Source organism: Agromyces sp. NPDC127015 (genome assembly GCF_042725165.1).
GTDB lineage: Bacteria > Actinomycetota > Actinomycetes > Actinomycetales > Microbacteriaceae > Agromyces > Agromyces chromiiresistens.
Window position 1 is genome coordinate 936,666 of the sequence record NZ_JBHXDI010000001.1, and the last position, 11,051, is coordinate 947,716.

Sequence of the window (11,051 nt, forward strand, 5' to 3'; positions counted from 1 at the left end):
GGGCGCCGAGCGGGGGCGTGGGTAGACTCGCGGCCTCGGGAGGGGTGAGTCGATGCGCCGCAGACGCCTGATCGTGCACGCCGCGACCGCGCTGATCCTCGTCGCGGCCATCGGAGCGACGGCGTCGCCCGCTGCGGCTGAAGACTATCCCAGCTGGGACGAGGTCGAGGCGGCGAAGCAGAGCGTCGCGGCCAGGGCGGCCGAGGCGGATCGCATCACGGCCATCGTCGACGGTCTCGAGCAGGAGGCCGGCCGGCTCGGCGACGTCGCCGTGGAGGCCGCCGCGACCGCCGCGACGGCGGAAGCCGAGCACCGCGCGGCCGCCGCTCGGGCCCGGCAACTCCGATCCGACGCGGACGCGGCGGCCGGGACGGCCGACGAGGCCACCGCACGGTTCGCCCATCTGAGTTCGGTGCTCGCGCGCACCGGGGGCGCCGATGTCGCACTCCGGCTCTTCGTCGAGGCGGGCGACGGCGGTGATGTCGGAGATCTCCTGGACGGACTGAGTCGCGGCGCGCAGCTCAGCGACCTCGCAGCGGGACTCGCCGCGCGAGCCGATGCCGCCCAGGCCGAGTCGGCCTCGGTCAGTGCGCAGGCGGATGTCGCCGAGCGCGAACGCGGGCGTCTCGCGGCGGCGGCGGAGACCGCGGCCGATCAGGCGCGCGCCGCTCATGAGGCGGCCGAAGCGCGCGTCGCCGAACAGCGGCAGGCGCTCGACACGCTCTACGCGCAGCTCGCGAGCCTGCGCGACCGCTCGGTCGAGCTCGAACGCCGGTACCGCATCGGCGAGCAGGCGCGTCTCGAAGCCGAGGCCCGCGAACGCGCGGCGGCCGAGGCGGCCGAGAACGCCGCCGACTCCGGCGGCGGCTCGGGCGGCGATGCTCCGCCGCCGGGCATGGTCGTCGACCCCGATGCGGCCAAGGCGTACGCCGCGGGCGCCGTCGGTCGCTTCGGATGGGGCTCCGCCCAGTTCGAGTGCCTCGTGCTGCTGTGGACGCGCGAGTCGAGCTGGCGGGCCGATGCGTACAACGCGTCGAGCGGAGCGTACGGGATCCCGCAGTCGCTGCCCGGCAGCAAGATGGCCGCCGCCGGCGCCGACTGGCGCACCAACGCCGCGACGCAGATCGAATGGGGCCTGTCGTACATCTCGGGCCGCTACGGCGCCCCGTGCGGTGCGTGGGCGCACTCCGAGCAGTTCAATTGGTATTGATGGATTCCGACGACCTCCTCTTCCGCCGACATGCCGCCGAGGGTGTGCTCCTCCTCGGCGGCGGCGCGGCCATCCTGCTGCAGCTCGCCGACGATCGTGTGGCGCACGGCGTGGCACGGCACAGCGACTTCGCGCATCGGCCGCTCGACCGGCTGTTCGGCACGCTCGACTACGTCTACGCGATCGGGTTCGGCGACGACGCGATCGTGCGCGAGGCCGTGCGGCGGGTGAACCGACGCCATGGCCCCGTGCGCAACGGCGGGGGCGCGGAATCCCCCGCCTACAGCGCCTTCGACGCCGATGCCCAGCGCTGGGTGGCGTCGACGATCCTCGCGACGGCCCTCACCCTCCAGGAACGTCTCTGGGGTCCGCTCGACCCGCACGTCGCCGACGTCGTGGTGCGAGGCTACGGCGAACTCGGCATCGGCCTGCAGGCCGGCCGCGCGGGATGGCCCTCCACCCGGGCCGGGTTCGATGCCTGGTGGAGCGGCCGCCTGGCGACGGTCGAGGTCGGTGACGAGGCACGCCGCATCGCACGCACCCTCCTCACCGCTTCGCCGGCGCTGCCACCCGGCTCGCGGTTCCTCCTGCCGTTCGTCAGGCTGATCACCGCGGCGCTGCTGCCGCCCTCGGTGCGAGACGCGTACGGCTTCCGCTGGACGCCGCGCGCCGAGCGCGTGAGCCACGCCTGGCTGCGCGCCGTCGCGATCGCCTGGCCCCACCTGCCGGCGAGCATCAGGCACGCCCCGATGCGGGCCTCGCTCACGCGCGCGAGCCGCGCGAACCGGTACGCTGGGCGGTGAGGCAGAGGACGACGATGACCCCGCAGGCACCGCACCGCAACGATGCGCTCGACAGCATCGATCGCCGAATCGTGGCCGAACTCAGCCGCGACGGACGGCTCTCCGTGCGCACGCTCGCCGACCGCGTGCACATCTCGCGCACGGCCGCCCATAACCGCCTGCAGCAGCTGCAGCAGCGCGGCGTCATCACGGGCTTCGGGGCGCAGATCGACCGCCGCTCGATCGGGCTCCACATCTCGGCGCTCGTCGTCGTGCGCATCGGCGAGGTGTCCTGGGAGGAGATCGCGGCGAAGCTCGCGACGCTCCCCTTCGTCGAGAAGGTGCAGGCGGTCTCGGGCGACATCGACATCATCCTCACGGTGAGCGCGCCTGATCACGAGCAGCTGAGCCAGGCGATCCTGCGCGACATCCACGACATGCCCGGTGTCGTGTCGACGCGCAGCCATCTCATCCTCGAGGAGATCGACGGGCGACCACCCGCGCAGACCCTGGACATCTGGCGCACCTGACCGCATTGGTCGCGGACGATCGGCACGCATTCGGATCGTCGCAAGCCGTTCGTTCACGCTTGCGTGACACGCCCGCCGCCGCGGGCGAGCATGTCGCACGATGGGCACATGAGCCTCAATGTCGAGCACCTCCCGACGCGCACCCTTCCCGCCGAGAAGCCGCTCCGGCTCCTCGACAACGCCGGCCACGCGGTGTCCGGCGAGTCCACCGGCGGGTTCTCGCTGCCCGACGTCGAGACCCTCCTCGACCTCTACCGAAAGATGGTCGTCGCACGACGCTTCGACGTGCAGGTCACGGCACTCACCAAGCAGGGTCGGCTCGCGACCTATCCCTCGGCGTTCGGCCAGGAGGGTTGCGAGATCGGCGCCGTCGCGTCCCTCGACGCCGTCGACTGGCTCTTCCCGACCTATCGCGACAGCATCGCGCTCCTCACTCGCGGCATCGCGCCCGGCGAGATCCTGCAGTCGTTCCGGGGCGACTGGCACAACGGCTACGACCAGCATGCGTACCGCACGGCCGCGCAGGCGACGCCGCTCGCGACCCAGGCGCTGCACGCGGTCGGGCTCGCGCACGCCGCCCGACTTCGCCACGACCCGATCGTCGCGCTCACCTTCATCGGCGACGGCGCGACGAGCGAGGGCGACACGCACGAGGCCTTCAACTTCGCCGCGGTCTGGCAGACCCCGACCGTCTTCGTCGTGCAGAACAACCAGTACGCCATCAGCGTGCCGCTCGCGCGCCAGACGCGCGCGGCGACCCTCGCCGACAAGGCCGTCGGCTACGGCATGCCCGGGTTCCACGTCGACGGCAACGACGTGGCCGCGATGTACGCGGTCACCACGGCCGCGGTCGAACGGGCGAGGGCCGGCGGCGGCCCGACGCTCGTCGAGGGCGTCACGTACCGCATCGAATCGCACACGAACTCCGACGACCCGACCCGCTACCGCTCCTCGCGCGAGGTCGAGCACTGGAAGCGGCGCGACCCGATCGAGCGGCTCGAGAAGTACCTGGTCTCCGAGGGCGCCCTCACCGAGAGCCTGCGCGCCGACATCACGGACGCCGCCGAAGAGCTCGCGGCCGCGACGCGCGAGGTCATGACCGTCGAGGCCGAGCTCGACCCGCTCGAGCTGTTCGATCACGTCTACTCGCGGCCGCGTGCCGCCCTCGCCGAGCAGCGCGCCTTCCTCGAGGCCGAGCTCGCCGAGGCCGGGCAGGAGGCCGGTCGATGACCGCCACCGCGACCGCAGGCGCCCGCGCCGAGGCATCCCCGACCGAACTGACGATGGCGGGGGCGCTGGGCGCCGCACTGCGCGACGCGATGGCCGCCGACGACCGCGTCGTCGTCTACGGCGAGGACGTCGGCCCGCTCGGCGGCGTGTTCCGGGTGACCGACGGCCTGCAGGCGCAGTTCGGCGAAGACCGCATCTGGGACTCGCCGCTCGCCGAGTCGGGCATCATCGGCACCGCCGTCGGCATGGCGATGTACGGCCTGCGCCCGGTCGTCGAGATGCAGTTCGACGCGTTCAGCTACCCCGCGTTCGAGCAGATGGTCTCGCACGTCGCCAAGATGCGCAACCGCACCAAGGGCCGCGTCACGCTGCCGATGGTCGTGCGGATCCCGTGCGCCGGCGCGATCGGCGGCGTCGAGCACCACTCCGACTCCTCCGAGTCGTACTGGGCGTCGACACCGGGCCTCACGGTCGTCATGCCCTCGAACCCCGCCGACGCCTACTCGATGCTGCGCGAGGCGATCGACAGCGACGACCCCGTGGTGTTCATGGAACCGAAGAGCCGGTACTGGGCGAGGGCCCCGCTCGCACTGCCGGTGACGACGGCGCCCATGGATCGTGCCGTCGTCGTGCGCGAGGGCAACGACGTCACGCTCCTCGCTTACGGGCCGACCGTCCGCACCGCGCTCGAGGCCGCCGACGCGGCGATCGACGAAGGGCTCTCGATCGAGGTCGTCGACCTGCGGAGCCTCTCCCCCTTCGACGACGAGACGGTCGGCGCGTCGGTGCGCAAGACGTCGCGCGCCGCCGTCATCCACGAGGCCGCCCAGTTCGGCGGCTACGGAGCGGAGGTCGCAGCCCGGGTGACCGAGCGCAACTTCCACCATCTCGCGGCGCCGATCCTGCGCATCGCGGGTTTCGACATCCCGTACCCGTCGCCGAAGCTCGAGGAGCACCACCTGCCGACGGCCGACCGCGTGCTCGCAGCACTCGACACCTGGGAGTGGGACGCATGACCCGCGAGTTCATCCTGCCCGACCTGGGCGAGGGCCTCACCGAAGCCGAGATCGTCGCCTGGCTCGTCGCGCCCGGCGACGAGGTAGCGATCGACCAGCCCGTCGTCGAACTCGAGTCGGCGAAGTCGGTCGTGCAGCTGCCGACGCCCTTCGCCGGCGTCGTCGAGTCGCTCGGCGGCGAGGTCGGCGAGACGTTGCACGCCGGCGCGGTGCTGCTGACGCTCGGTGCCGCGACCGCCGCGACCGCGGCGACCGCCGGGGACGACTCGACCACGGCGGCCTCGGCGGCCGACGTCGCTTCGCCGGGTGCGGTTCCGGTGGCCGCCGAACCGGGCGTCGCCGCCCCGACCGACGTCGCGACCGAGGCATCGGGCGCCGTGCTGATCGGCTACGGGACCCGCACGAGCGGCGCGACCAAGCGCGCGGCCTCCGCGCCCGCACGATTCGGCCGTCGCCGCAGCGGCGGCGCTGGCGGCGGAGCCTCGACCGGCGCCGGTGCGAACGCGCCGACGATGCTCGACCCCGCGCGACGCTCCCCCGTCGTCTCCCCCATCGTGCGCCGTCTCGCACGTCAGCACGGGTTCGACGCGGGCCGGCTGACCGGCACTGGCCCCGACCACCTCGTCATGCGGCGCGACGTCGAGGCGTACATCGGCGAGCAGCAGGCGCAACGCCCCGGAGCCGACACTGCGCCGACTCGCGTCGGGGCATCCGCACCCGACGCCGCCCCCGCCCCCGCCCCCACCATGGCGGCCGGCGACGAGCGGCTGCCGCTCGACCGCGTCGCGCGGGCCGCCGCCTCGCACTTCTCGCGCTCCCGCCGCGAGATCCCCGAGGCGACCGTCTGGATGGACGTCGACGCGACCGCGCTCGTCGAGGCCCGGCGTCACCTGAACGAGGCGACCGGTGAACGCTTCGGCACCACGGCCCTCGTCGCGCGCTTCGTGGTGGCCGGGCTGCGCCGTCACCCCCGGCTCAACTCGAGCTACGATGCCGAACGCGGCGAGCTCGTGCTGCACGGCGCCGTCAACCTCGGACTCGCCGCGCAGACGCCACGTGGGCTGATGGTGCCCGTCGTGCACGACGCCGAGCGCATGACCCTGCGCGAACTGCGCGACGCGATCGGCGTGCAGACCGAGGCGGCGACGACGGGCGCGTTCGCCCCGAACGCCCTCACGGGGGGAACGTTCACGCTGAACAACTACGGCACCCTCGGGGTCGACGGTTCGGCTGCGATCATCAACCACCCCGAGGCGGCGATGCTCGGCATCGGGCGCCTCGTGGAGCGCCCCTGGGTGGTCGACGGCGCGCTGGCCGTGCGGACGGTGACGGAACTCACGCTGTCGTTCGACCATCGGGTGTGCGACGGCGCCGAGGCCGCGGCGTTCCTGACGTTCGTGGCGCGCTGCATCGAGCACCCGATCTCAGTGCTCGCCGAGCTCTGAGGCGGGCGGGCCCCGTCGATCGGCCGATCAGAAGAACTCGTCGGGCGTGCCCGCGGCGCGCTCGACGTCGCGGGTGTCGACACCCGCGGCGCGCAGCTTGGCGACCGACACCCGGAGGCCCGACTCCATCTGCGCCGCCCAGGCGTCGGACTCGCGGGCGCTCGTCTCTGCGGCGCGGGCGCGCGCGTCGGCCGACTCGGCCGCGTCGCGCGCGTCGCGCACCTGGCGCAGCGCGAGCGAGATGCCGTAGTAGGCGGCCACCATGGTCGCGATCGGCGCCGCGACGATCGCGAGCGCGCTGATCGCACCGGCCGACGGGCCGAAGGCGACGACGAACGCGAACGCGATGAACAGCACGACGATCGCGACGAGCACGACGAGCATGAATCGCAGGTCGCGGCCCCAGGGACGGACGTCGTTCGACGGGGCGGGCGGCATCGCAACGGTGTCGTCGGTCGACTCGGGTGCCGGTGCGAAATCGGGCACCGTCGGCTGGTCGTCGTGGCTCGGACGGGCGTACGCGTCTGACATTCGGACTCCGCTCCTACGTTCTGATCGACCCCCCAATTCTGGGCCGCCCCTGTCGGGGGGTCAAGGAACCGCGCCGGGCGCGGGCGGATGCCTCAGGCGGCGCGCCGCCTGGCGAGGCCGCGTTCGATCGTGGCGATGATCGCCGGGTCGTCGGGCTCGGTGGTCGGCCGGAAGCGGTGCACCTCGCCATCGGGGAGGATGACGAACTTCTCGAAGTTCCACTTCACGCGGCCGGCCTTGCCGCGGGCATCCTGCACCTTCGTCAGCTCCTCGTAGAGCGGGTGACGGTGACGGCCGTTGACCTTGGTCTTCTCCATGAGCGGGAAGCTCACGCCGTACGTCATCGAGCAGAACTCCTTGATGTCGTCGGCCTCGCCGGGCTCCTGCCCGGCGAACTGGTTGCACGGGAAGCCGATGACGGTGAAGCCCTGGTCTTCGTACTCGCGCTGCAGGGCTTCGAGCTTCTCGTACTGCGGGGTGAGCCCGCAGCGCGACGCGACGTTCACCACCATGACGACCTCGTCGGCGTGGTCGGCGAGCGAGGCGGGCTCGCCGTCGATGGTCGTGAGCGGGATGTCTCGGATCTGCACGCCTTCGAGCCTACGCCGCCGCGCGCTCGGTGTGGGCGGGTGCCGCTACGATCGCAACGCCCTACCGGAAGGATCCGACCCGATGCACCGCGCCCCGATCGCCGTCCATGCCTCCTCCGACGGCGGCCGGCGATGATGGGGGTCAGTCATGCGGTGAGCGGAGCGGCCGCCTGGATCGCCGTGACCGGCACCGTGCCGTACCTCTCGAGCGGTGCCCTTCCGCTCGACCCGGTCGCCGTGCTCGCAGGCTCACTGGTCTGCGCCGGAGCGGCCCTCCTCCCCGACGCCGATCATCACAGCGCGACCATCGCGCAGTCGGTGCCGGTGCTCGGCCGGTTGACCGCCCGCACCGTCGAGGCCGTCTCCGGCGGGCACCGGCACGGGGCTCACTCACTCCTTGGCGCATTCGTGGTCACGGGCGCGGCGTGGGCGCTCACCTTCGCGACCGTGGAGGTCGACGGAGTGGGTCCGCTCTCGATCGGCGTCGCCGCAGGCGTCGCCGCGCTCACGTGCTTCGGCGTCAAGGCGCGCGACTTCGTCGATTCGTGGTTCACAGCATGGATCGCGGGTCTCGCGCTCGCACTCGTGCTCATCGTCGTGGCGCCGGGCGGACTCGTCTGGTTCCCGCTCGCGGTCGCGCTCGGGTTCGTCGCCCACCTCGCCGGCGATGCGCTCACGACGGGCGGCCTGCCCGGTCTTCTCTGGCCGTGGATGCCGCGGCCGCCGTCCTTCGTGCGTGCCGTGCCGCTCGTGAACCGCGTCTGGCTGCCGAACGGGTTCGTCGCGCTGCCTTTGCTCGGTGACACCGGGTCGTGGCGCGAGAAGGCCCTCGGCGGGCTGCTGGCGCTCTATTGCACGGTCGCGGTCGCCGCTGAGGTGCTGCGCGCGATCGGCGTCGAACTCGGGGCGTGACCCTGGTCGAGTCCGCCCGAGGCCCGAAGGACGACGGCGGGACTACCCGGCGGCGCCGGAGCCGGCCGGAACGCGACCGGCGGCGCCGGAGCCGGCCGGAAACCTCTCGGCCTTCGCGCTGCGTGGAGTACGACTCGTGATCCGCTCGATCCGCTCGCACGTCGCCGATGCTGCGCCCTCCGAGCGTGGCGATCCCGAAGGTGGCGGGCTTGCCGCGCATCCGTGCGATCACCTCGACGATCATCATCACGCACATCACGAGCGTGCCACCGATCCACGCGACGAGGGTCGCCCACAGGGGCGGATACACCCAGTCGGGCGCGCCGAGGATCACGCCGAAGACGATGATCTCGACGAGGACCAGCGCGAGCCCGACCACGAAGACGGCGCCGGAGAGGGTGTAGACGGTTCGCGCCGGGTCGCCCCGGTGGATCAAGCGGACTCGGGGCTGCTTCACGGTTGGAGAATAATCGACGACGATTCGCCCCAGCCAGTCGCATGCGTCGCGACGGAATCGACACGCGAACCGGCGAGGTTCATCGGGTCGCCACGCACACGCGCTGCGGCCGGGCATCACGGCGATCGCGCGGACACCGGTTCCGGTGAGTTCGACGTCGACGCCTGGGTAAGGCTGGAGACCTACCTCTTGCTAGCGGAATAGACGGCCATTTACGGAGTGGGGACCGTCGCAGCAACGCTCGAAAGGTTGACGATGGCTTCACCGCCGTTCATCACCATGTCGGCGGCGTAGGGGCGAGAGAGTCCGGTGAGTGCGAGCACCTTCAGCCGCAGCAGTTCGTCGAGACGGTCCGGTTCGGTTTCGATGACGTCAGCATCGGCGCCGATCCCGGCGTTGTCGACGAGCACTTGGAGCGAACTGCACGGCGAGCTCGGCCCTGATCCCGGAGCTTGCTCCGGTCATCAGAGCGGCATGCCCCGAACCCGTGCACGCGGTCGAGCCTCTCGTTCATGCTTCGTTCCTCTTTGAGGGAAGCGTGCCGCTGACACCTGCCGCAGCCAGATCGCGGAGGGCGACCTCGACGGCTTCCGTCACCGGAAGGCGGTGCGCCACGATGAAGCCGCGCTCGTCCGCCGCGAGCGGCTCGAGCGCCTCGAGTTGCGAGGCGAGCATCGACGCGGGCATGAAATGACCGGTTCGCCGCGCGATTCGTTCGGTGAGCTCTGCCTCGGTGCCGTGCACGTGCACAAACGCGAGGTTCGTCTCGCTGACCCGGATGAGGAAGTCACGATACCTCCGCTTGAGCGCAGAGCATGAGACCACGATCGGGTGTCCCTCGGCGTGCTCGTCCCGCGCTCGAGCTGCCACGCGGGCGAGCCAGGGCCATCGGTCCTCATCGGTGAGTGGGATCCCGGCAGCCATCTGCGCCTTCGCCTCTGGCGAGTGCAGATCATCGGCCTCGATGAACACCCCGTCGATCCGGTCAGCAAGGGCGACAGCGAGGGTCGACTTGCCGGCGCCGGCGACCCCCATCACGACGATCGCTGGGGGTGTCGCAGGGGCAACCGCTTCCGGACCGGTCGCCGAGATTCGATTCGGCATATCGGTCACCAGTCGTGGACCGTTCCGTCGAGGAGCCGGTTGTACGGGAGGTAGGCCTGCTCGTACGGGTACGTGCCCGCCTCGTCGACGTTCAGCTCGACCCCGAGTCCGGGCTTGTCGCCGGGATGCAGGTATCCGTCGGTCCAGGTGAAGGACTGCTCGAAGACGCGGTCGGTCTTCGCCCCGTGCTTCATGTACTCCTGGATGCCGAAGTTGTGGATCGACAGCCCGAGGTGCATGGCTGCGGCCATGCCGACCGGGCTGATGTCGGTCGGCCCGTGCATGCCCGACTTGATCTGGTACATCGCCGCGTAGTCGAGCGTCTTCTTGAGCGGCGAGATGCCGCCCATGTGCGTGACGGCCCCGCGGACATAGTCGACGAGCTGGTCGCGGATGATGTCCTTGAAGTCCCAGACGGTGTTGAAGATCTCGCCGATCGCGAGTGGCGTCGTGGTGTGCCGGCGCACGAGGCGCAGCGCCTCCTGGTTCTCGGCCGGGGTGCAGTCCTCGAGCCAGAACAGGTCGTAGGGCTCGAGATCCTTGCCGAGTCGTGCAGCCTGGATGGGGGTCATCCGGTGGTGCCCGTCGTGCAGCAACGGCAGATCCGGTCCGAACTCATTGCGGACCGCCTCGAAGACGCCGGGCAGGTGGTTGAGGTAGGCGCGGGTGTCCCAGTCCTCCTCGACGGGCTTGGCACGGCGCCGCGCAGGCTCGTGGTCGTAGCGCACCGTCGCGTCGCCGACATCGGCGCCCTGCGCCGCGATGCCGTAGATCGCCTTCAGCGTGGGCACGCCGGTCTGCACGCGGATCGCTCGATACCCCTGCTCCTGGTGCGCCCGGATCGAGTCGAACAGCTCGGGCAGTTCCTTGCCCGAAGCGTGCCCGTAGGCCATGAGCCCGTTGCGGGACGCACCACCGAGGAGTTGGTAGACGGGCATGTCTGCGGCCTTGCCCTTGATGTCCCAGAGCGCCATGTCGACGGCGGCGATCGCGGCCATCGTGACCGGCCCGCGACGCCAGTAGGCCGAGCGGTACAGGAACTGCCAGGTGTCCTCGATGCGGCTCGCGTCGCTGCCGACGAGCAGCGGCACGACGTGCTCCTGCAGATAGGCGACGACGGCGAGTTCGCGCCCGTTGAGGGTCGCGTCGCCGAGGCCGGTGTGCCCGTCGTCCGTCGTGATCTTGAGGGTGACGAAGTTGCGGTCAGGGCTGGTGACGATGACTTCAGCCTGGTCGATGATCAT

Annotated in this window: 13 protein-coding genes; 8 read left to right on the forward strand and 5 right to left on the reverse strand. The window is 71.4% G+C overall.

The genetic code is table 11. From position 1 onward, the window contains the following. Window positions 1-52: 52 nt before the first annotated feature. The 6 genes from ACFWGP_RS04390 (at window position 53) to ACFWGP_RS04415 (ending at window position 6,213) form a co-directional block, all read left to right on the forward strand. Window positions 53-1,210 (forward strand): hypothetical protein, encoded by a 1,158-nt coding sequence (locus tag ACFWGP_RS04390; RefSeq protein ID WP_275505793.1) that lies wholly within the window; start codon window positions 53-55, stop codon window positions 1,208-1,210. Then, window positions 1,210-2,013 carry an oxygenase MpaB family protein gene (locus ACFWGP_RS04395; RefSeq protein ID WP_376930198.1) on the forward strand — a complete coding sequence of 268 codons (804 nt, stop codon included), beginning with the start codon at window positions 1,210-1,212 and terminating at the stop codon, window positions 2,011-2,013. Before ACFWGP_RS04390 ends, ACFWGP_RS04395 begins: the two co-directional genes overlap by 1 nt. A 14-nt stretch (window positions 2,014-2,027) precedes the next feature. Next, window positions 2,028-2,522 (forward strand): Lrp/AsnC family transcriptional regulator, encoded by a 495-nt coding sequence (locus tag ACFWGP_RS04400; RefSeq protein ID WP_275505792.1) that lies wholly within the window; start codon window positions 2,028-2,030, stop codon window positions 2,520-2,522. Window positions 2,523-2,630: 108 nt separating this feature from the next. After that, window positions 2,631-3,752, forward strand: coding sequence for a pyruvate dehydrogenase (acetyl-transferring) E1 component subunit alpha (gene pdhA / locus ACFWGP_RS04405; RefSeq protein WP_376930199.1), 1,122 nt, complete (start codon window positions 2,631-2,633; stop codon window positions 3,750-3,752). Then, on the forward strand, window positions 3,749-4,768 hold the full coding sequence (locus tag ACFWGP_RS04410; protein WP_376930200.1) for an alpha-ketoacid dehydrogenase subunit beta: 1,020 nt from the start codon (window positions 3,749-3,751) through the stop codon (window positions 4,766-4,768). Before pdhA ends, ACFWGP_RS04410 begins: the two co-directional genes overlap by 4 nt. Beyond that, window positions 4,765-6,213: a dihydrolipoamide acetyltransferase family protein gene (locus ACFWGP_RS04415; RefSeq protein WP_275505789.1), complete on the forward strand. Its 1,449-nt coding sequence runs from the start codon at window positions 4,765-4,767 to the stop codon at window positions 6,211-6,213. The genes ACFWGP_RS04410 and ACFWGP_RS04415 overlap by 4 nt, the downstream gene beginning before the upstream one ends. 27 nt (window positions 6,214-6,240) lie before the next feature. Here ACFWGP_RS04415 and ACFWGP_RS04420 read toward each other — a convergent pair whose 3' ends face one another. After that, window positions 6,241-6,744 (reverse strand): hypothetical protein, encoded by a 504-nt coding sequence (locus ACFWGP_RS04420; protein WP_275505788.1) that lies wholly within the window; start codon window positions 6,742-6,744, stop codon window positions 6,241-6,243. A 92-nt stretch (window positions 6,745-6,836) separates the two neighbouring features. After that, window positions 6,837-7,334 (reverse strand): glutathione peroxidase, encoded by a 498-nt coding sequence (locus ACFWGP_RS04425; RefSeq protein WP_275505787.1) that lies wholly within the window; start codon window positions 7,332-7,334, stop codon window positions 6,837-6,839. A gap of 135 nt (window positions 7,335-7,469) precedes the next feature. On the opposite strand from ACFWGP_RS04425, the gene ACFWGP_RS04430 reads away from it, so the two are divergent. Both ACFWGP_RS04430 and ACFWGP_RS04435 read left to right on the forward strand, forming a co-directional pair. Continuing rightward, the gene (locus tag ACFWGP_RS04430; protein WP_275505916.1) at window positions 7,470-8,246 is read left to right on the forward strand and encodes a metal-dependent hydrolase; all 777 of its coding nucleotides are present in this window, start codon (window positions 7,470-7,472) and stop codon (window positions 8,244-8,246) included. A gap of 136 nt (window positions 8,247-8,382) precedes the next feature. Then, complete coding sequence (locus ACFWGP_RS04435; protein WP_275505786.1) at window positions 8,383-8,907, forward strand: hypothetical protein; 525 nt, start codon at window positions 8,383-8,385, stop codon at window positions 8,905-8,907. An 8-nt stretch (window positions 8,908-8,915) separates the two neighbouring features. Here the strand turns inward: ACFWGP_RS04435 and ACFWGP_RS04440 are convergent, their stop codons facing one another. The 3 genes from ACFWGP_RS04440 to manD all read right to left on the reverse strand — a co-directional run bounded on the left by ACFWGP_RS04440 (window position 8,916) and on the right by manD (window position 11,051). After that, the gene (locus tag ACFWGP_RS04440; protein WP_275505785.1) at window positions 8,916-9,113 is read right to left on the reverse strand and encodes an SDR family NAD(P)-dependent oxidoreductase; all 198 of its coding nucleotides are present in this window, start codon (window positions 9,111-9,113) and stop codon (window positions 8,916-8,918) included. Between the two features lie 100 nt (window positions 9,114-9,213). Then, on the reverse strand, window positions 9,214-9,807 hold the full coding sequence (locus ACFWGP_RS04445) for a gluconokinase (RefSeq protein ID WP_275505915.1): 594 nt from the start codon (window positions 9,805-9,807) through the stop codon (window positions 9,214-9,216). Window positions 9,808-9,812: 5 nt separating this feature from the next. Further along, window positions 9,813-11,051 (reverse strand): D-mannonate dehydratase ManD, encoded by a 1,239-nt coding sequence (gene manD / locus ACFWGP_RS04450; RefSeq protein WP_275505914.1) that lies wholly within the window; start codon window positions 11,049-11,051, stop codon window positions 9,813-9,815.